Origin of the sequence: Micromonospora sp. NPDC127501 (assembly GCF_040302185.1) — a bacterium.
Lineage (GTDB): Bacteria > Actinomycetota > Actinomycetes > Mycobacteriales > Micromonosporaceae > Micromonospora.
This window is the reverse complement of the sequence record NZ_JBEORJ010000003.1, coordinates 250,586-269,391: the sequence shown is the minus strand read 5'-3', so window position 1 is coordinate 269,391 and position 18,806 is coordinate 250,586. Positions and strand designations below refer to the sequence as shown.

Sequence of the window (18,806 nt, the reverse complement as noted above, 5' to 3'; positions counted from 1 at the left end):
GGCTGTCGACGACTCCGGCTTGTGGGCCGGGTTCGGACCAGTGGGACGGCCACCAGCTGAGCCGCGCGTCAGTGAACCGCGTGGTCGATGAGACGTTCGGTGGCGAGACACGAGATGAGACAGCGTTCCTTGGCGTCGCCCATCAGCCGGGCGGTCCAGTCGGTGAGGCCGCCGTCGCCGATCTCCAGGTCGCCGCCGAGGAGGCTGACCCGGAGGGCGCAACCGGTGTAGTAGCCCCGACCGCGGGCGCGTTCCGGCTCGTCCACCAGCGGCACCGTACCCCCGGCGAGCGCCGGTCGAACGGTGTCGGCCAGCCGTTCCCGGACGACCTGGTCGTCGAAGGGGGTGACGTGCAACTGCGGGACGGCCGCCGGGGCCAGCTCGGCGAGGACGGTTCGCCAGTAGCTGAGGTGCCGGACCAGCAGCCGAGCCTCGGTCCCGCCCGAGCCGGTGTCCCGGGCGCTGGACACCAGGGCGAAGAGCCGGAAGTGCGCCGACGCCCCGGCACCGAAATCCTGCGCCCGCAGCACCCGGTGGACGGCGGCCAGATGCACCTCGCTCTGCCGACGGCGGCGCACCGCAGCCTCGACCGCGAGGGCGTTGGTGGGGTCGCTCAGCACCTCGCTGGCGCGCATCGTGGTGACGATCCTGTTCTGGCCGCCCCGGGCGACCGCCGAGCAGGTGCCGACCGGTACGACCGGCGACAGCTCCACACCGGAGACGTCGGCGGGCAGCAACTGCCACATCCGGGCCTCCACCCGAGCCAGCACGCGCGGGTCGGCGCCGGCCGGGCGGACGAACCGGTCCTCGCGCCAGCGCCGTACCACCTCCGACGGGCGGACGGCCGCCGCCCGGTCGCGGGCCACCGCCAACAGCAGAGTCCGCAGGTCCGCCCCGGACAGCCCGGCCAGCGCGGTCCGCGTCCCTGCCGGCATCGCCGCCCACACCCGACGCTCCGCACCGGCCAGTTCGTCGCCATCCATGGGCCTCACCATGGCTGACGCCGCACTACCGCTCCACCGGTTTTGCCGCCGGTCCGGTGATTCGTCCACGTCATCAGCTCGACAGCGCCGCCGAGAGGGACACCGACTGCCGGCAACCCCACCTAAGCTCCAGCGACACCGCGACCGCGACAGCGGCCGCGCCTCAGCGACCGCTACGAGGAACGGGGACAGACATGATCAGCGCAGTCTTCTTCGATGTTGGCGGCACCATTCTCGACGAGTCTCACGAGTTCGCCGACTGGGCCGACTGGCTCGGTGTGCCCCGGCACACGTTCTCGGCAGTCTTCGGCGCGGTGATCGCCAGAGGTCTGGACTACCAGGAGACGTTCCGGGTCTTCCGGTCCGACTTCGATTTCACCACCGAGCTGGCCCGTCGGGAGGTTGCCGGCCAGCCGGAGTCGTTCGCCGAGGAGGACCTGTACCCGGACGCGCGTGAGTGCCTGACGTCCTTGAAGGACCAGGGTCTGTTCGTGGGTCTGGCCGGGAACCAGCCAGCTCACGCTGAGGCGACCCTGCGCGGTCTCGACCTTCCCGTGGACGTGATCGGCACGTCGCACGGGTGGGGCGTGGCGAAGCCGGCACCGGCGTTCTTCGAGCGGGTCGTCGACGCGGGCGGTGGTGTCGCGTCGTCGATCCTCTACGTGGGCGACCGACCCGACAACGACGTCCGCCCGGCCCTGGAGGCCGGCATGAAGACGTGCCTGATCCGACGGGGTCCGTGGGGGTACATCCTCGACCCCTCCTCGGTGGCCGAGCGGTGCCTGTTCCGGATCGACTCGCTGGACGAACTTCCGAGCCTGGTGGCGAAGCACAACGCGGCCGGCGGTTGACCCGTCGGCCGCGCTGATCGTGTGGTCCTGGTGACCGCCCGGGAAGGGCGGTCACCAGGACGTCGGTCAGGTCAGCGAGCAGGCCGCCCCGTTGACAGTGACCAGGCCGGGGCCCGGGTTGGCGCCGCCGCCTGTCGTCGCGTTGAAGCCGAACGTCACAGTGCCGCCGGGCGTGATCTTGGCATTGTACGACTCGTTGCGCGCGGTCACCGTCGCGCCGGACTGGGCGACCTTCGCCAGCCACGCCTCGCGTACCCGCTGGTCACCGGTGAACGCGAAGCGCACGCTCCAGCCGTTGATGGCCGCGGTGCCGGTGTTCTGGATGGTCAGCTGCCCGGTGAACCCGGTGCCGCCCTGCCAGGCGCCGTAGTTGGTGTAGCGCGCCGTGCAGGTGGTGGCCGGCACCGCGCCGGCGTCACCCTGGTCGGCCAGGAACGAGGAGATCCAGGCCAGCGCCGAGTTCCAGTTGATCGCCACCTCGTTGGTCGAGTACGAGTTGATGTCGTCGACGTAGCAGAACATCGGCTCGCAGCCGGCGAGCAGTTGCGCCACGAACGGGTCCTGGAGGGCCGCGTTCGGGCCGCCGGCGAGGGAACCGGCGGGCGGTCGGGGCAGGTTCGGGTCGAGCTGGTGGCCGAAGATCCGGCTGTGCTGGTTCTGCGCGGCGTGCTCTCCCCACCCGGTGACGTAGGAGATGTTCAGGGCGTTGCGACCGAGGATGTAGTCCATGGCCTGCACGGCGCCGTCGCGGTAGACGGGGTTGCGGGTCAGGTCGAACGCGGTGGCCAGCACCACGGCGTTGTTGATGACGTTGCTGTTGCCGCCCCAGAAGTAGCTGTTGGCGTCACCGGGCATCGGCAGCCCGTACGCCTGCCGGCGCAGCTCGGCGAGGTACGTGTCGGCGGCGGCGGTGACCGAGGCACGGACCCGGGCCAGGTCGGCGGCGGGTAGCCCGTTCGGCACGGTGGCCAGGTCGAGGCGGCCCAGCGCGGCCACGCTCTGCCAGCCGAAGCCCCGTGCGTCGAACACGTTTCCGGTGTGGTGCGGCGAGGCGGTCAGGTCGGCCAGGTAGTTCTGCGCCCCGGTGGTCAGGTACAGCTCGGCCGCCGCCCAGTAGAACTCGTCGGTGACGTTGCTGTCGTCGTACGCGCCGCCGCCGGTGCCGTCGGTCGGGCTGGCGTACACCGCCGGGTGGGCCTTGGCCGCGGCGTAGGCGGTCTTCGCGGCAGTGCCGCAGCGGGTCGCGAACGCCGCGTCGTAGGGGGCGAAGAGCCGGGCGCACTGGGCGGCGGTGGCGGCCAGGTTGAGGGTGGCCGCGGTCGACGGCGGGTGCAGCTCGCGCGGCTGCGGGTCGTCCTGCGGCGCGAGGGGCAGCCCGGTCCAGTTCTGATCGTGGATCTTGTGGTGGACCATGCCGGCGAGCGGCTTGCCGGCGGGCACCTGCATGCGCAGCAGGAACTCCAGCTCCCAGCGCGCCTCGTCGAGGATGTCCGGCACACCGTTGTCGCGCTCGGGCACCCGCAGCGTGCTGTCGGCGAGTTCCGCGCCGCCGTTGGCGGTGGCCGCCGTCTTGGTCCGCTCGAAGGTGTTCAGCAGCTGGTAGGTGGCGATGCCGCCGTTGACCACGTACTTGCCGTGGTCGCCGGCGTCGTACCAACCGCCGCGCACGTCCAGTGAGTAGTCGCAGACACCCGGCTGGCAGGGCACGTTGGTGTCGCCCTGGTTGGGGGCGACGCCGAGGTGGCCGGCGGGTCGGGCGTACTCGTCGCCGATCAGGTCACCGTCGATGGCGATGCCGCTGCGCTGGGCGTAGAAGAACTGCAACGAGTCGGAGCGCAGCTGGTCGTAGAGGGTGCCGGAGATGTCGAACGGGTGGCTTGTCTCGCCGTCCACGGTGAGCGTGAGCCCGGTGCCGGGGGTGCGGTAGCTGGAGAAGTCGACCGTCTGCACGTTCTGCCCGGAGGCGGCGTCGACACCGCGAGCGGTGGTGGTGCCACTGGCCACGACGGCGCCGGCGGCGCTGCGCAGCTGCCACGCCAGCGCTTCGGTGGCCTCGGTGACAACCGTGGCGTTCTTCGGGCCGCCGGGAAGGTAGCCGACCTGGTTGACGCGCACGCGTGGCCCGGTGTCCGGCTCGTACGGCTCGGGCGGCTCGCCGCCGCGCAGCGAGACGTCGTCCAGACAGATGGTCTGCGCCTGGGCGGAACCGCCGACCTGGAAGATCAGTTGGGCGCTGGGGTTGTCGTCCGGGACGGTGAAGGTCTGCTCGACCCGCTGGAGGGTGCCGGTCGCGGTGGCGTCCACGGCCGCGTACGTGGTGTACGGGGCGCTGCCGAGCTGCAACACGGCCTTGACCGCGGCGCCGGGGGTGGCGGAGACCGCGAAGCCGAGGGTGTATTCGGCGCCGGCGATCAGTGGCACGCCGTCCTGGCCGATGCCGGCGTCCCACGGGTTGGCCAGACCGCCCGCGACGGTGGTGCAGAGCTGGCCGTCGGTCACCGCCAGCGCGCCGGTGCCGAAGGAGAACCAGGGGCTCACCCCGGCGCTGAAGTCGCCGTTGTCGATCTGCTCGGGAGCGTCCGGTGGTGGGTCGGCGTGGGCCGCGCCGGCGCCCGCGCCGGTGAGGGCCAGTGTGGTCGCCGCAGCCAACAGGAGGCGGCGTCGGGATGGCGTCACGGGGAGTCCTTCCGGGACGGAAAGTGGGACGTTGGTGGTGGCACGGTGATGCGAAGGCTACCTGGGAGCGCTCCCAGGTATCGGCTCGATGTTTCCAGTGCCGGTACGCCATGTCAATTGATCTGGTTGGATGGGTTTCAGCATCCGACGAGGGCGGTCAGCCCGAGCGGCACCCCCCGACGCGCCGCCACCCGGACGTGAGATTGGCCGCGCCACGCGCCGTCGTCCTGATCTCCTAGAGACAACTGCGCCCTTCGCCTGGCAGGCTGCCTCCCATGACCCTGAAGCTGCGTTCCGTGGGAACGAGCGACCGTGGGCTGATCCGCAGCGGAAACCAGGACGCCCTGCACGCCGGCACCTGGCTCGTCGCCGTCGCCGACGGCATGGGCGGAATGGCCGCCGGCGACCTGGCCAGCGCCCTCACCATCGACGCCGTCGCCCCGCTGGACGTGGAGACACCCGAGGACGCCCTGGTGGCCGCGCTCGAAGGTGGCATCGCACTGGCCACCTCCCGGATCCGACAGGCGGTCGCCGAGGATCCTGAGCGCCAGGGCATGGGCACCACGCTGACCGCCCTGCTCTTCGCCCGTACCGGCAGCTGTCTGGCACTCGCGCACGTCGGCGACTCCCGGGCCTACCTGTTCCGCGAGGGCGTGCTCAAGCAGGTCACCCGGGACGACACGTTCGTCCAGATGCTGGTGGATCAGGGCGTGATCACCGCGGACCAGGCCAGCAGCCACCCGCGCCGGGCCGTGGTCACCCAGGCGTTGCAGGGTGACGAGGTCTCCCCGTCGTACGCGACCATGGTGCCCCGGGCCGGCGACCGGTGGCTGCTGTGCAGCGACGGCCTCTCCAACGTGGTCCGTCCGGACACCCTCACCGAGGTGCTCAGCGGCTATCCGGACCGGGACGCCTGCGCCGCCAAGCTGATCGACCTGGCCCTGCACGCCGGCGCGCCGGACAACGTCACAGTCGTGGTGGCCGACGTCGTCGAGGAGTAGGCCGGCGCTCAGCGCCGACGTGGCGTGGCGTGCCGGGTGGGTGTCGCCGTTCCCGGATCCTCCGGCCACGGGTGCCGCGGATAGCGCCCGCGTAGCTCGGAGCGGACCTGCGGATAGCCGGTACGCCAGAACGACGCCAGGTCGGCGGTGACCGCCACCGGGCGGCCGGCGGGGGAGAGCAGGTGCAGCAGCACCGGCACCCGACCGTCGGCGATGCGGGGGGCCGCCGGCCAGCCGAACGTCTCCTGAAGTTTCACGGCGAGCACCGGCGCGGCCGGATCGCCGTAGTCCAGCCGGATCCGAGAGCCACTCGGCACCTCGATCCGCTCCGGGGCCAGCTCGTCGAGGCGGGCGGCCTGCGCCCAGGGCAGCAGTCGACGCAGCGCCGACGGCACGTCCACTCGCGCCAGGTCGGCCCGGCGTCGCGCGGCGGCGAGCTCCGGGCCCAGCCAGGTCGGCGCGGCGTCGAGCAACGAGTCGTCGTCGACCTCCGGCCACGGCTCGCCCAGGTGGTGGCGGAGGAATGCGAGCCGCTCGCGCAGCGCCCGAGCCGCCGGCGTCCAGGGCAACAACCCCAGTCCCTCCTGACGCAGGCCGGTCAGCAGCGCGGCGGCCACCTCCGCCCGGTCCGGCCGGTCCAGCCGCCGCTGGACCAGCTCGATCGCGCCCAGCCGGGTCACCTCCCGGGCCACCACGTCCCCGTCGGACCAGCCGACCTCGCGGTCGGTGCGCAGCAACGGGCCGGCCGCCTCCCGGGCCGTCGCCTCGTCCACCGGGGAGGCCCGGCGGATGCGGGCCGACGGCGCGCCGGGCGTGCGGTCCGCGACCGCCACCGCCAGCCAGTCGGACCCGACCAGTCCCGAGCCGGTCGCCAGCTCCGCAGCGGTCCCGCCGGTCATCAGGTACGCCGAGCCGCCCGGCCGCCGCACCCGTGCCAACCGTTCCGGGTACGCCAGACCGACGAGCAGCCCGGCGGCGAGATCGTCGCTCAGTCCACCCGAGCCGGCGCGGCCGACGGCGTCGGCGCGGCCCTTCGGCGGGGCGCCGGCAGGCAGCGCGGCCCGCAGCCGGCGGACCTCGGTGCGCCAACGGGCTGTCGCGCCCGCGTCCACGCCTGTGCGCAGCCGACGCCAACCGGCGGCCAGATCGTCACCAGGGCCTGCCGCGCTCTCCTCGGCGAGCAGGGCGACCACCTCGGCGGCCCGGTCGGCGCCGACCCGGCCGGCGCCGTCGAGCAGCGCCCGCGCCAGCCGTGGGTGCGCCCCGGCGGCGGCGATCGACAGCCCCCGCGCCGTGATGCGACCGTCGGCGTCGACCGCGCCCAGGGTCTCCAGGGTGTCCCGGGCCACCGTCATCGCGGCGGCCGGCGGCGCGTCGGGCAACGCGAGCCCGACGCCGTCCGGTCGGCCCCAGGCGGCCAGCTCCAACGCGAAGCCGGTCAGGTCGGCGGTGGCGATCTCCGGCTCGGCGCGGGCGGGCAGCCGCTCGTGGGTCGCCGCCGACCAGCAGCGGTAGACGTACCCGGGGGCCTCCCGGCCGGCCCGGCCGGCCCGCTGGGTGGCGGCGGCGCGGGAGACCGGCACGGTGACCAGCGCACCCAGCCCGCGGGCCAGGTCGATCCGGGGCACCCGGGACAGCCCGGCGTCCACCACGATCCGCACGCCCGGGACGGTCAGACTGGTCTCGGCCAGCGCGGTGGCCAGCACCACCCGCCGTCGGTCCGCGCGACGCAGCGCGGCATCCTGCTCGGTGCCGCGTTGACGCCCGTGCAGCGGCAGCAGCGCGACCGAGTCCCGCAGGTCGGCCAGCCTGCCGGTGACCGCCGCGATCTCGCCGGCCCCGGGCAGGAAGACGAGCACGTCGCCGTCGTGTTCGCGCAGCGCCCGCCGGACGGTGGCTGCCACGTGGTCGAGCAGGGCCCGGTCCACCGGCCCGGCCCCGGGTGGGGCGATCGGGCGCGCCGGGGGCACCCAGATCCGCTCCACCGGGTGCAACGCCGAGTCGGCCCGTACCACCGGGGCCGGGGTGGGCCCGCCCAGCAGCGCGGCGAACCGGTCGGTGTCCGGGGTCGCCGACATCGCCAGCAGCCACAGGTCCGGCCGGAGGGTGGCGCGCGCCTCCACGGTGAAGGCCAACGCGAGGTCGGCGTCGAGTTGGCGTTCGTGGCACTCGTCGAGCAGCACGGCGCCCGTGCCGGGCAGTTCCGGGTCGTGGTGCAGCCGGCGGACCAGCAGGCCGGTGGTGACCACCTCGATCCGGGTGGCCGGGCCGACCCGGCGCTCGCCGCGCACCGCGTAGCCGACCCGCTCACCGACCCGCTCGCCGAGCAGCTCGGCCATGCGCCGGGCAGCGGCACGGGCCGCCACCCGGCGGGGTTGGGCGATCACCACCCGACCGGTCACCCGGTCGGCCACGGCCAGCGGCGCGAGGGTGGTCTTGCCGGTGCCCGGCGGGGCCACCAGCACACCGGCGCCGGCCGCGTCGAGTGCCGCGACCAGCGCCGGCAGCACCGGACGGACCGGCAGGTCAACTGTTACGTCGGAGAGCACGGCCCAGTCTCGCACCGGGACGGGTGCGTCAGGAGCGACGGACCTCGCCGACGCCGAGCACGAAGGCCCGCCAGGCCGGCGCACCGAAGGCGAGCACCGGGCCGGAACGGTCCTTGCTGTCCCGGACGGCGACCTGACCGTCGACTGTCGCGACCTCCACGCAGTTGCCGTTGCCGCTGCTGCGCGTGCTGGTGCGCCAGTCCGCTCGGGTCAGGTCGTACGCCGTCATCCGCGGTACCTCTCGTCTGCGTCGGCGTGCCGCAGGAGCGGTCACGCAAAGTTACGAGAAGCATGCTCAAGACGGGTCAACGACGCCGTCGGATCGAGCGCCATCCGGCACAGCTCCTCGTGCAGAAGGCTATACCCGAGCACATGATCGGCTTCCTCCAGAGCCAGCCCCATCGTGAGGTTATCCAGGTAAACCACGGACGCGTCGGCGGCATCGGCGAAGTTGAGGATCACGTACGGGGTGCTCATGGCCGGATGCCCGCCAGCCGCGAATGGAAGTACCTGGATTGTCACGTTGGGTAGTTGCGCGATCCGGCTCATGTGGACCAGTTGTTCGGCCATCACCGCGGCGCCGCCGACCGGGCGCAGGAGCACCGCCTCGTTGAGGATCACCGACAGATCGACCGGGTCCTCGCGGCGCAGCACCTCCTGCCGGCGCAGTCGGGCGGCGACCTTGCGCTCCAGGCCGTCCTCGCCGGCGGTACGCCGGAAGATCTCCCGGGCGTACGCCTCGGTCTGCAGCAGCCCGGGCACCGACTCGGCCTCGTACGTGCGCAGCGCCGCCGCCTCGGCCTCCAGCCCGACGTAGAACTCGAACCACTCGGGGAGTACGTCGCTGTAGTTCTGCCACCAGCCGCGCTGCTGCGCCCCCCGGGCGATCTCGATCAGCGCCTCGGCATCCGAACCGGTCACCTGGTACAGCGCGAGAGCGGCCCGGACGTCGCGCGGCTTGATGCCGATCTGTGCGGTCTCGATCCGGGAGAGGTTGCTCTTCGACATGTCGAGCTGACGGGCGGCCACATCGAGGGTCATGCCCGCGCGTTCCCGAAGTTGGCGGAGTTCCCGGGCGATGCGGCGTCGCCGCACGGTCGGGCTGGCGGCGGGTCGGATGGCGGGAGTGGCGGTCACCGTCCGAGTCTGCCACGGCAAGATCCGCAGGTCGCAGATGCACGGAGTGCAACTTTCAAATCTGGGAGTTGCGTTGCAGTAGCTGTCGGTGCATCCTTTCCCGGTCACGATCACTGTGGACACACCTGTGCGGGAGGACCGTTGCTCATCGCCGACGAGTTCTTCCTGATCGCACACAACGACAGTCGCGGCAAGGCCAAACTCCACCCGGCGGCGACCGGGCTCGGGCTGGCCGGCGGGCTCCTCGGCGAGCTGATCCTTTATGGACACATCACCGTCACGGCCGGGCAGATCTCCGTCATCAACCGGCGTCCGCCGGCCGATGCCCTGGCGCACACCGTGCTGGACCAGTTGGTCGGTGAGTCCCAGCACCGGGAGCTGCGCACCTGGCTGAGCTTCCTGGCGCAGAGCGCCACGACCTCGGTGGGGGAGCGGTTGGCCCGCGCCGGGGTGCTGCGCCGCCAGGAGAGTCGCCGGCTGCTGCGTACCACGGTCAGCTACCTGCCGATCGACCTCAACGCGGTGGCCTGGCCGGCCACCCGGCTGCGGGCCCTGCTGGACCGGCCGGATCCGCCGGGCGTGCCGGACGCCCTGCTGCTCGGCCTGGTCGTGGCCGCCGGGCTGACCCGCGAGGTGCTGTGGAGCGCCGGCCCCCGCGCGCACCACCGGCTGAACGTCCTCATCCCCGCGCTGCCGGCACCCCTCAAGGAACTCGTCGGGCACACCGAGGCCGCCGTCGGCGCCGCCGTGCTGCGCGGCATCCCCTGACCCCCCGGTAACCCCCAACCCTCCCCTCGACAATCGGAGTAGTCGTATGCCCCCGACATCGACAGTCGACCGACCCAGCAACGTCTCCGAAGCCCTGGCCCGTGGCCGTCTCGGCATCCCCTCGGTGATCTTCTTCGTCCTCTCCGCCGCCGCGCCGCTGACCGTGGTGGCCGGCGTGGTCACCACCGGCTACGGCGTCATCGGGGTGACCGGCATACCGCTGGCCTTCCTGCTGATCGCCGCGGTGCTCGCGCTCTTCTCGGTGGGTTACGTGGCGATGTCCCGCCGGGTGGAGAACGCCGGCGCCTTCTACGCCTACGTCTCCCGTGGCCTCGGCCGACCTGCCGGCGTGGGCGCCGCCTGGGTCGCGCTGATCGCGTACAACGCGTTGCAGGTCGGGCTGTACGGCACCATCGGCGTGGCGGCCGAGCCGGTGCTCGACCGGCTCTTCGGCGGGCACCCGCACTGGGCCGTCGTGGCCCTGGTGGCGTGGGCGTTGGTCGGCCTGCTCGGCCTGCTCCGGGTCGACCTCAACGGCATGGTCCTGGCCGCGCTGCTGGTCGCCGAGATCGTGGTGGTCCTCGTCTTCGACCTGGGACAGCTCGGCCACCCGGCCGAGGGTGGGGTCAGCTTCGCCCCGTTCTCGCCGGACAACCTCTTCGTACCGGGTGTCGGCGCGGTGCTGGTGCTCGCCGTCCTCGGCTTCGTCGGCTTCGAGTCGGCGGTGGTCTTCAGCGAGGAGAGCAAGGACCCGAAGCGGACGGTGCCGCTGGCCACCTACCTCTCGGTGGCGATCATCGCCGGGCTGTACGCGCTGTCGTCCTGGACCATGACCGTCGCGGTCGGGCAGGACCAGATCGTCGCCGAGGCCGGCGAGCAGAGTGTCGGGCTCATCTTCAACCTGGCCGCCGCGCACCTCGGCGACACCGCGGTCACCATCGGGCAGGTGCTCTTCCTGACCTCGGTGCTCGCCGCGATGATCTCGTTCCACAACACCACGGCCCGCTACACCTTCGCGCTCGGTCGGGAGCGGGTGCTGCCGGCCGTGTTCGGGCAGACCTCGGCCCGTACCGGGGCGCCGCGGGCCGCCTCGGTGGCGCAGAGCGTCCTCGGACTGCTGGTCATCCTGCTGTACGCGGTCAACGGCTGGGATCCGGTGGTCCAGCTCTTCTTCTGGGTCGGCACCACCGGCGGCTTCGGTGTCCTGCTGCTGATCGCCACCACCTCGGTGGCGGTGATCGCCTACTTCGCCCGCTCCGCCGGGGGCGAGAACCTCTGGCGACGGGCCATCGCGCCCGGCCTGGCCACCATCGCGCTCTTCGTGATCATCTGGTTGGCGGTGTCGAACTTCGCCAACCTGCTCGGCGTGGCGCCGGACTCGACGCTGCGCTGGGCGCTTCCCGCCGCGTACCCGGTGGCCGCCCTGCTGGGCATCGGTTGGGCCCTGCTGCTGCGCAGCAACCGCCCGGACACGTACGCCCGGATCGGCCTGGGGGCGGCGAGCGCCGCGGCCGCCGTCAAGCCGGAGGCGCCGGCCGCCGTGGAGGTGACCCGATGAGCGTGGTCATCGAGCAACTCGGGCCGGAGGAGACCACCCTCGTGGCGGGTCGGATCGCCGAGGCGTTCACCGTCCTGGAGGTGACGTACTGGTTGGTCCCCGACCCGAGCAAGCGGGAGGCGGTACTGGCCGGAGACTTCGAGATCCTGGTCGGGCACGCGATGCGGCACGGCATCGTCCACGCCACCGCGGACCGGGCCTCGGTCGCGGTCTGGTTTCCGTCGGTCGGCCAGCCGGCGCCGCCGCCGGCGGACTACGACGCCCGACTGGCCGCTGCCTGCGGTGAGTGGACCGACCGGTTCCAGCACCTCGACGAACTGTTCGCGGCGAACCACCCGCATCCGGATCACCACCACCTCGCGTTCCTGGCGACCCGGCCGGACCGGCAGGGGCAGGGCTTGGGCAGCGCGCTGATGCGCCACCACCACGCCTGGCTGGACGCCAACGGCATGCCGGCGTACCTGGAGGCGAGCAGCCCGCGTAGCCGGGACCTGTACGCGAAGCACGGCTACCTGGCCGGCGAGCCGTTCCGGGTGCCCGACGGAACGCCGTTCTGGCCAATGTGGCGCGAGCCGGTCGGGCGCTGAGCCGGTCGGTCAATGCGACCAGCACATCCCGTGGTCGCACTGTAACGCTCACGTGACAGTGCGGACAGCACGGAGGGCCGGGTCCAGGGACCCGGCCCTCCGTGCGTCAACCGGTCAGTACGTGCCGTCGAGCTGGCCGCGCAGCTTGGTCAGCGCGCGGGTCAGCAGCCGCGAGACGTGCATCTGCGAGACACCGATCTGGTCGGCGATCTGCGACTGGGTCAGGTTGCCGTAGAAACGCAGCGTGAGAATCTTCTGCTCGCGCTCGTCGAGGGTGGCCAGCGCCGGGCCGAGGGCCACCCGCAGCTCAGCCAGCTCGAACTCGCTGTCCTCGCCGCCGAGCATGTCGCCCAGCTCGGTGGCGCGCTCGCCGTCGCCGGTCGGGGTGGACAGCGATACCGCGTTGTACGCGCGGGCGCCCTCCAGGCCCTCCAGCACCTCTTCCTCGGTGAGCTTGAGGTGCGCGGCGATGTCGGCGACCGTCGGCGAGCGGCCGAGGGTCTGCAGGAGCGAGCTGTTGGCGTCGGAGATGGCCAGCCGCAGCTCCTGGAGCCGGCGGGGCACCCGGATGTCCCAGGTGCGGTCCCGGAAGTGCCGCTTGAGCTCGCCGATGATGGTGGGGATCGCGTAACCGGCGAAGTCGACACCGCGCTCGGGGTCGAACTTGTCGATGGCCTTGATCAGGCCGATCGCGGCGGTCTGCGCCAGGTCGTCGTTCGGCTCGCCGCGCCCGCTGTAGCGGTGGGCCAGGTGGTTGGCGAGCGGCAGCCAGGCCTCGATCGCCCGGTCCCGCAGAGCGGCGCGCGACGGGTGATTGGCGGGCAGCGCCGCCATCGCGTTGAGCAGGTCGGCGGCGCTGTCGGTGAGAGCGCGCGGGTCGAGCTTGGTGGTGGCCTTGACGGCGGCGCTCGGCTGCTCGGTGATCGTTGGCGCGGTCATGGGTGGTCCTCCCTGCACCTCGTCCGCTGACTAAAAAGACGTGACGCTTTGGTTTAGCTTCCAATAGGCCGTTCGGGAGTCACCTTAACCTGATCGTCTCCCGGAAATCTAGCCGAAAGGTTGATGTACTTAAGGCGTGTTGAGCAACAAAACAGGCAAATAGCGCGGAAACTCGGCTGGCTGTGAGGATCCTTACCCGTTGTTCCCGCTGCGATCCGCTGCCCGGTCGGCCGGCTGGCCCGGCCGATCGGCCCACGGGGCGCGTCGACTGGTCAACATGAAATCCGACAAGTCGCCAGGAGTGTCGACTATCCGTCCTTGTCCCGCTGGTGGGACTGGCCGTAGCGTCGCCTGTACAACCCCGGTTCGGAGGCACCGTGCTCGATCCAGCCGCTCCCCAGCTTGTCGTGAACAGCCGCACCCTCTACTTCAGCTGGTTGCCGGCGGATCCCGACGCGGTCGCCGCGCTGGTCCCGCCGGGGCTCTGCCCCCGCCCCGACCGCCAGGTCTTCCTCAACCAGTACATCGTCGACGACGAGACGCAGACCTCCGGTTTCGGTGCGTACTCGCTGACCTACCTGGGCGTCTCGCTGCTGGGCGTCGACGCGCCCGGCGGCCTCAACGCCGGTGGCTGGTGGACCCACTACGTGGCCTCCAGCCGGCGGGTCCGCGAGTACGCCCTCGCCCGCGGCGCCCCGGTGCTCGCCGGGCGCACCCGGATCGACGTGAACGGCGAGGACCTGCTCTCCGAGACGGAGATCGACGGCACGCCGTTGATCCGGGCCCGGTGTCGGGTGGGGGAGACCGGTCACGCGATCAGCAGCGGGCACCACCGCTACTTCACCCGGCGCGACGGCCAGCTGCTCAGCTCGGCCTACCCGTTCGTCGCCGAGCCGGTCGCCCCGTTCGAGATCGAGTCGGTGGAGTTCCTCCAGCCTGGCCACCCGATGTACGCGCTGCGCCCGGCCAACCCGCTGACCATCGGCTTCGGCTACTACTCACCGCGCTCGTCGTTCGCCTACCCCGGCGGGCTGAACGTGTACGCGGTCGCCGCGCCGGAGCCGGCCCGAGCGCGTCACCAGGTGCCGGCCAGCCTCGCCCGCAGCGGCCTGCCGTCCGGGTCGTAGACCAGCCGGTACACCGGCAGCGCCCAGGCCCGGGTGTACCACGGCAGCCGTTCGGGGCGGTGCGGGCGCAGCCGCCCGGGCGGCCGTTCTCCCACCTGGCCGTCGTCGTACCACTGCTGTAGCGCGTCGGCGGCGGCCGTGACGGCCGCGACGGCGTCCGCCGGGTCCAGCAGGTCGGCGTCGTCCGCGCCGTCCGGGTCGCGGTCCAGGTGCTCGCGCCACAGCCGCAGTCGCAGGTCCCGGGCGAAGCTCCGCGCGCCGTCGCCCCGCCCAGCGGGGTCGGTGGGCTCCCGCCGGTCCCGGGTGTCGTCGAGCACCGCGCAGGACAGCTCGCTGTCGTGCGTCCAGGACCGCCGGTTGAAGTTGTCGCTGCCCACGCTGGCCCAGACGTCGTCGACCACGCAGACCTTCGCGTGCACGTAGACCGGGTCGCCGGCGTGGTTCTCCACGTCGAACACGTGCACCCGGTCCGGTGCGGCCCGCTCACACAGTGACAGTGCCTGCTCGCGCCCGACCATGTTCGGCGGCAAGGCCAGCCTGCCGTCCACGTCCGGGTGGCGGGGGACGACGGCGATCAGGTGCAGGTCCGGATTGTCCCGCAGCGCGTGCGCGAACAGGTCCGCGACCTCGGCCGACCAGAGGTACTGATCTTCCAGGTAGATCAGTCGGCGGGCCCGGCGTACCGCCTTGGTGTAGCCCCGGGCCACGGTGCGCTCCCCGTCCGGTGCGAACGAGTAGCGCGGGCGGACGGCGGGGTAGGTGCGCAGCACCTGGATCTGGTGCGGACCGCAGGGCGGCGGATCGGCCGGCTGTTCGGGCAGCGGGTCGGGGCGCAGGTCCGAGCCGCGCAGCCGGTCCCGCAGGTAGGCCATCGGGTTCTCCGAGTCCAGCGGCATCGGGTCGGTCCAGCGTTCCCGGAACAGGGTGTCCAACGCGCCGACCACCGGACCGCGCACCGCGAGCTGCACGTCGTGCCAGGGCGGATTGGGTCCGTACCGGGGTGACATCTGCACCGGTTGTGGGTCGCCGTGGTGCGCGGCGTCGTCGCGGCGGCTGTGGCACAGGTCGATCCCGCCGGCGAAGGCCACGTCCCGCTCGGGCGCGTCCGGGTGCCGCAGCACCACGAGCTTCTGATGGTGCGAGCCGCCGCGCCGGACCCGTTGGTCCAGCAGCACCTCGCCACCGGCGGCCGAGATCGTCTCGCTGAGGTCGCGGTTCTCCGCCTCGCTGTACGCCAGGACGTCGAGGTGCGAGCGCCAGATCAACCCCTTGACCACCACACCGCGCTGTGCGGCCTGCGCGAAGAGTTGGGCCACCGTCGGACCGTTCCGGCGCAGTCGCTGGTCCGGGTCACCCCGCCAGTCGGTGAAGAACAGGTGGTCGCCGGGGCCCAGGGCCTCGACCTCGTCGACCAGCCGGTCGAAGTACGCGGCACCGTGAATCAACGGCTCGGCGAGGTTTCCCGTGGTCCATACGGGTATGCCAGAGACCGGGTTGGCGCGTTCCTCAGCGGTGAGGAACCAGTCCTGCAACGGCACCGTCCAGCCCCCCTGGAGGTCGGCAACGTCCTCACGGTAGGACCCCCGACGCGGGTCCGCACGCCAGGCCCCCAGACCGGTGACCTGGCCAACGCCATGGAAAGCGACGCGACAACAGCCGAGGAGGCCACACCATGCCCCGCGACACGACGAATCCCGTGACCGAGAACCGCGAGCCGGCGGTGGAGAGCGAACGGGGTGCGCTGGTAGCGGTGTTGGTGATGGTGATTCTGGGCGTCGCCGGGATTTTTGCGGTTTCCTGAGGCGAAGCCGACGCCTTCGGGGTGAACCGGAGGCGTCGGCGCCGAACTCAGCGGTCGACCGCGGTCAGGGCCGGGTGCCCTGTCCGCCGGTGTGCGGGAGCCGCTCGGTGGGGATCACGCCGAGGCGGCCGGCCTGGAAGTCCTCGAACGCCTTGAGCAGCTCGTCCCGGGTGTTCATCACGAACGGGCCGTACTGTGCCACCGGCTCCCGGATCGGCTGACCGCCCATGATGTAGAGGTCCAGTGCCGGGGTGTTGCTGTCCTGAGCGGTGTCGGCGCTGAACCGCAGCGCGTCACCCGGGCCGTGCACCGCGAGCTGGCCGGTACGCACCGGCCGCCGGTCGGTGCCGACCGTGCCGCGACCGCCCAGCACGTACACCAGGGCGTTGAAGTCGGGCCGCCAGGGCAGGTCGACCTGCGCGCCCGGCTGCACGGTGACGTGCGTGATGGTGATCGGGGTGAAGGTCGAACCCGGGCCGCGGTGCCCGGCGACCTCGCCGGCGATGACCCGGATCAGCGCGCCGCCGTCGGGCGTGGTGAGCAGTGCCGACTCCCGACCCCGGATGTCCTGGTAGCGGGGCGGGTTCATCTTGGCCGAGCGGGGCAGGTTGACCCACAGTTGGGTGCCGTGGAAGAGCCCGCCGCTCATCACCAGGTGCTCCGGCGGGGCCTCGATGTGCAGCAGGCCGCTGCCCGCCGTCATCCACTGGGTGTCGCCGTCGGTGATGGTGCCACCACCACCGTTGGAGTCCTGGTGGTCGAAGACGCCGTCGATGATGTACGTGACGGTCTCGAAGCCGCGGTGCGGGTGCCACGGGGTGCCCTTGGGCTCGCCCGGCGCGTAGTCCACCTCGCCCATCTGGTCGAGGTGGATGAACGGGTCCAGGTCGGCGGTCGACACCCCGGCAAAGGCGCGACGGACCGGGAAGCCCTCACCCTCGAAGCCGCTGGGCGCCGTGGTCACCGTGCGGACCGGGCGGATCGCGGCGGCCTCGTCGAGGCGGGGCAGGCGGGGCAGGACGAGAACGTTGTCGACGGTGATCGCGGGCATGTCGAGGCTCCTAGCGTGAGGCGGGGGTGGTCGAGCCGACCCGCGATGCCCGCAGGCGCTCGCCGAGCCGGTCGAAGACCCGGGTGAGGCAGGCGACCTCGGCGTCGTCGAGGTCGTCCATGAGATGGGTACGCACCGACGCCAGATGGTGGGGTGCGGCTTCCCGCAGGGCGAGCAGCCCGGCGGCGGTGAGCACCGCCTCGCTGCCGCGCCGGTCGTCCGGGCAGGGCTCCTTGCTGACCAGGCCACGACGCTGCATGGAGGAGACCTGGTAGGTGAGGCGGCTGGGCGAGAAGATCAACCGGCTGGCCAGCTCACCCATCCGTAGCCGCTGCCCGGGTGCCTCGGAGAGCAGGACCAGCACGTGGTAGTCGGCGAAGCTGAGGTCGCTGTCGACCCGCAGATCCTCTTCCAACTGCGTGTAGAGACGCTGGCTGGCCTCGATGTAGGCGCGCCAGGCGGCCTCTCGGGTGCTGTCCAGGCTCTCGGTCATGCCCACGACGATAGCACTCCTTCAAAATTTAAGTAACGCCGTTGACCGTCGCCTGCGTCACTTCCTCCCGTGCTGGCCGTCACATAGTGCAGCTTTGAAGGAAATCCGCGTTAATCCGGCGGCGCGCAGACCGCGGGTTGTGCCAGACTCCGGCCTCGTGGAACACGTGGAACTCTCCGCCGCCGACCTGTTGCTGCGCCCCTGGCGCGACGAGGACGCCCCGGCCGTGCGCGACGCCCTCCGGGACCCGGCGATCGCCCAGTGGAACCCGCAGGCTGGCGGCCCCGTCGACGACGAGGTCGCGCTGGTCTGGGTGCGCCGCCGGGCCGACTGGTCGGCCGGCGACCACGCCTCGATGGCGGTGACCGACGCCGCGGACGGCAAGCTGCTCGGCTCCGTGTCGTTGCACCACATCCACCACGGCGACGCTTCCATCGGCTACTGGACGGTGCCGGCGGCGCGTGGGCGCGGGGTGGCGGTCCGCGCCGTCGTCCGGCTCACCGACTGGGCGTTCGCGGATCTCGGGCTGCACCGGGTGGAGCTGTGTCACGCGGTGGCCAACCCGGCGTCCTGCCGGGTCGCCGACCGGGCCGGCTACCCGGCCGAGGGGACCCTGCGCGAGTCGTACCGGTACGGCGACGGCCGCCGCTACGACGAGCACCTGCACGCCCGCCTGTCCACCGACCGCTAGCCGAAGGCCGGCCGGGACCCGAACACGCTCCGGCCCCGGCCGCGCGGGTCCTCTCGAACCGTCACTCGGTGACCTTGCCGAGGAATGTCGCGAGGGCGGTCCTGACCCGGTCGATCCGCTCCGGCAGGGGCAGCGGCTCGGGCGCGGGGGGCCCAGCGTGCTTCTTTCCCCGCAGGTACAGCGAGCAGGCCAGGTCGGAGCACAGGTACGTGCCCACGGAGTCGCCCTGCCGTCCGCTCGGGCCGGCCTTGGGGGCGGTCATCAACGAGACGCCACCGCCGAGGTGGGTGGTCAGGCAGAACGAGCACATGCTGTGCCGTACGCGTCCCATCTGATGCTTTGCGGCCCGCAGCACCACCCCGGTCAGCTTGCCGTCGGTCTCGGCGACCAGGTAGGCCCGCTGCGGCGCGGAGGGATCCCGCCAGCCGAGGAAGTCGAGGTCGTCCCACTGGCGCATTTCAAGATCGTTCGGTACGGCCAGCCGCTTCGCCTCGCCCTTGCTGCAATTGACGAAGGACGCGCGGATGACGGATTCGGTCAGGACTAACATAGGTAGTAGCCTAGCCCTCTTAGGCAAGCGATTATTACGGCTAG

The 18,806-nt window shown here is 72.0% G+C and carries 18 protein-coding genes; 8 read left to right on the top strand and 10 right to left on the bottom strand.

Features of this window, described 5'->3' with window-relative positions; all coding sequences use genetic code 11:
* Positions 1-68 precede the first annotated feature (68 nt).
* Positions 69-983, bottom strand: a complete 915-nt coding sequence (locus tag ABTW72_RS08635; RefSeq protein ID WP_350855999.1) for a hypothetical protein — start codon at positions 981-983, stop codon at positions 69-71.
* 194 nt (positions 984-1,177) lie between these two features.
* Between ABTW72_RS08635 and ABTW72_RS08630 the strand changes: the two genes are divergently transcribed.
* The gene (locus ABTW72_RS08630) at positions 1,178-1,834 is read left to right on the top strand and encodes an HAD family hydrolase (protein WP_350855996.1); all 657 of its coding nucleotides are present in this window, start codon (positions 1,178-1,180) and stop codon (positions 1,832-1,834) included.
* Between the two features lie 66 nt (positions 1,835-1,900).
* Here ABTW72_RS08630 and ABTW72_RS08625 read toward each other — a convergent pair whose 3' ends face one another.
* Positions 1,901-4,510, bottom strand: coding sequence for a glycoside hydrolase family 9 protein (locus ABTW72_RS08625; RefSeq protein ID WP_350855993.1), 2,610 nt, complete (start codon positions 4,508-4,510; stop codon positions 1,901-1,903).
* Between the two features lie 275 nt (positions 4,511-4,785).
* On the opposite strand from ABTW72_RS08625, the gene ABTW72_RS08620 reads away from it, so the two are divergent.
* Positions 4,786-5,511 (top strand): PP2C family protein-serine/threonine phosphatase, encoded by a 726-nt coding sequence (locus tag ABTW72_RS08620; protein WP_112583436.1) that lies wholly within the window; start codon positions 4,786-4,788, stop codon positions 5,509-5,511.
* A gap of 8 nt (positions 5,512-5,519) precedes the next feature.
* Here ABTW72_RS08620 and hrpB read toward each other — a convergent pair whose 3' ends face one another.
* From hrpB to ABTW72_RS08605, 3 genes are read right to left on the bottom strand one after another with little or no spacing between them, the layout of a single operon-like run.
* Positions 5,520-8,060 (bottom strand): ATP-dependent helicase HrpB, encoded by a 2,541-nt coding sequence (gene hrpB / locus ABTW72_RS08615; RefSeq protein ID WP_350855990.1) that lies wholly within the window; start codon positions 8,058-8,060, stop codon positions 5,520-5,522.
* Between the two features lie 28 nt (positions 8,061-8,088).
* Entirely contained in the window at positions 8,089-8,289 is a 201-nt protein-coding gene (locus ABTW72_RS08610) for a DUF397 domain-containing protein (RefSeq protein WP_112583435.1), read from the bottom strand.
* Between the two features lie 41 nt (positions 8,290-8,330).
* Complete coding sequence (locus tag ABTW72_RS08605) at positions 8,331-9,155, bottom strand: helix-turn-helix domain-containing protein (protein WP_279635848.1); 825 nt, start codon at positions 9,153-9,155, stop codon at positions 8,331-8,333.
* 183 nt (positions 9,156-9,338) lie between these two features.
* On the opposite strand from ABTW72_RS08605, the gene ABTW72_RS08600 reads away from it, so the two are divergent.
* Genes ABTW72_RS08600 through ABTW72_RS08590 form a run of 3 tightly spaced genes read left to right on the top strand, consistent with a single transcriptional unit; the run spans position 9,339 to position 12,110 of the window.
* A complete protein-coding gene (locus tag ABTW72_RS08600; RefSeq protein ID WP_350855987.1) occupies positions 9,339-9,965 on the top strand; it encodes a GOLPH3/VPS74 family protein in 627 nt (208 codons plus the stop codon).
* A 46-nt stretch (positions 9,966-10,011) separates the two neighbouring features.
* Positions 10,012-11,523: an APC family permease gene (locus tag ABTW72_RS08595; RefSeq protein ID WP_350855984.1), complete on the top strand. Its 1,512-nt coding sequence runs from the start codon at positions 10,012-10,014 to the stop codon at positions 11,521-11,523.
* Positions 11,520-12,110: a GNAT family N-acetyltransferase gene (locus ABTW72_RS08590; RefSeq protein WP_350855981.1), complete on the top strand. Its 591-nt coding sequence runs from the start codon at positions 11,520-11,522 to the stop codon at positions 12,108-12,110. The genes ABTW72_RS08595 and ABTW72_RS08590 overlap by 4 nt, the downstream gene beginning before the upstream one ends.
* 114 nt (positions 12,111-12,224) lie before the next feature.
* Here ABTW72_RS08590 and ABTW72_RS08585 read toward each other — a convergent pair whose 3' ends face one another.
* Positions 12,225-13,049, bottom strand: a complete 825-nt coding sequence (locus ABTW72_RS08585) for a SigB/SigF/SigG family RNA polymerase sigma factor (protein WP_091401616.1) — start codon at positions 13,047-13,049, stop codon at positions 12,225-12,227.
* A 377-nt stretch (positions 13,050-13,426) separates the two neighbouring features.
* On the opposite strand from ABTW72_RS08585, the gene ABTW72_RS08580 reads away from it, so the two are divergent.
* The gene (locus ABTW72_RS08580) at positions 13,427-14,176 is read left to right on the top strand and encodes a hypothetical protein (protein WP_350855978.1); all 750 of its coding nucleotides are present in this window, start codon (positions 13,427-13,429) and stop codon (positions 14,174-14,176) included.
* Here the strand turns inward: ABTW72_RS08580 and ABTW72_RS08575 are convergent.
* Positions 14,125-15,714 (bottom strand): phospholipase D family protein, encoded by a 1,590-nt coding sequence (locus ABTW72_RS08575; protein ID WP_350855975.1) that lies wholly within the window; start codon positions 15,712-15,714, stop codon positions 14,125-14,127. The two genes, ABTW72_RS08580 and ABTW72_RS08575, sit on opposite strands and share 52 nt — an antisense overlap.
* Positions 15,715-15,848: 134 nt before the next feature.
* Here ABTW72_RS08575 and ABTW72_RS08570 point away from each other — a divergent pair, with 134 nt between their 5' ends.
* Positions 15,849-15,977: a hypothetical protein gene (locus tag ABTW72_RS08570; RefSeq protein WP_256441970.1), complete on the top strand. Its 129-nt coding sequence runs from the start codon at positions 15,849-15,851 to the stop codon at positions 15,975-15,977.
* A 64-nt stretch (positions 15,978-16,041) separates the two neighbouring features.
* Here the strand turns inward: ABTW72_RS08570 and ABTW72_RS08565 are convergent, their stop codons facing one another.
* Together ABTW72_RS08565 and ABTW72_RS08560 are read right to left on the bottom strand one after the other, a co-directional pair.
* A complete protein-coding gene (locus ABTW72_RS08565) occupies positions 16,042-17,028 on the bottom strand; it encodes a pirin family protein (protein WP_350855972.1) in 987 nt (328 codons plus the stop codon).
* 10 nt (positions 17,029-17,038) lie between these two features.
* Entirely contained in the window at positions 17,039-17,521 is a 483-nt protein-coding gene (locus ABTW72_RS08560; RefSeq protein ID WP_350855969.1) for a MarR family winged helix-turn-helix transcriptional regulator, read from the bottom strand.
* Positions 17,522-17,678: 157 nt separating this feature from the next.
* Here ABTW72_RS08560 and ABTW72_RS08555 point away from each other — a divergent pair, with 157 nt between their 5' ends.
* Entirely contained in the window at positions 17,679-18,212 is a 534-nt protein-coding gene (locus ABTW72_RS08555; protein WP_350855966.1) for a GNAT family N-acetyltransferase, read from the top strand.
* A gap of 61 nt (positions 18,213-18,273) precedes the next feature.
* Here ABTW72_RS08555 and ABTW72_RS08550 read toward each other — a convergent pair whose 3' ends face one another.
* Complete coding sequence (locus tag ABTW72_RS08550; protein ID WP_350855963.1) at positions 18,274-18,762, bottom strand: FBP domain-containing protein; 489 nt, start codon at positions 18,760-18,762, stop codon at positions 18,274-18,276.
* Positions 18,763-18,806: the final 44 nt, after the last annotated feature.

Excerpts from the sequence above, each read along its gene's own strand:
- ABTW72_RS08635 (WP_350855999.1), bottom strand. The coding sequence starts at position 983 with ATGGATGGCGACGAACTGGCCGGTGCGGAGCGTCGGGTGTGGGCGGCG.
- ABTW72_RS08630 (WP_350855996.1), top strand. The coding sequence starts at position 1,178 with ATGATCAGCGCAGTCTTCTTCGATGTTGGCGGCACCATTCTCGACGAG.
- ABTW72_RS08620 (WP_112583436.1), top strand. The coding sequence starts at position 4,786 with ATGACCCTGAAGCTGCGTTCCGTGGGAACGAGCGACCGTGGGCTGATC.
- ABTW72_RS08610 (WP_112583435.1), bottom strand. The coding sequence starts at position 8,289 with ATGACGGCGTACGACCTGACCCGAGCGGACTGGCGCACCAGCACGCGC.
- ABTW72_RS08595 (WP_350855984.1), top strand. The coding sequence starts at position 10,012 with ATGCCCCCGACATCGACAGTCGACCGACCCAGCAACGTCTCCGAAGCC.
- ABTW72_RS08590 (WP_350855981.1), top strand. The coding sequence starts at position 11,520 with ATGAGCGTGGTCATCGAGCAACTCGGGCCGGAGGAGACCACCCTCGTG.
- ABTW72_RS08585 (WP_091401616.1), bottom strand. The coding sequence starts at position 13,049 with ATGACCGCGCCAACGATCACCGAGCAGCCGAGCGCCGCCGTCAAGGCC.
- ABTW72_RS08570 (WP_256441970.1), top strand. The coding sequence starts at position 15,849 with ATGCCCCGCGACACGACGAATCCCGTGACCGAGAACCGCGAGCCGGCG.
- ABTW72_RS08565 (WP_350855972.1), bottom strand. The coding sequence starts at position 17,028 with ATGCCCGCGATCACCGTCGACAACGTTCTCGTCCTGCCCCGCCTGCCC.
- ABTW72_RS08560 (WP_350855969.1), bottom strand. The coding sequence starts at position 17,521 with ATGACCGAGAGCCTGGACAGCACCCGAGAGGCCGCCTGGCGCGCCTAC.
- ABTW72_RS08550 (WP_350855963.1), bottom strand. The coding sequence starts at position 18,762 with ATGTTAGTCCTGACCGAATCCGTCATCCGCGCGTCCTTCGTCAATTGC.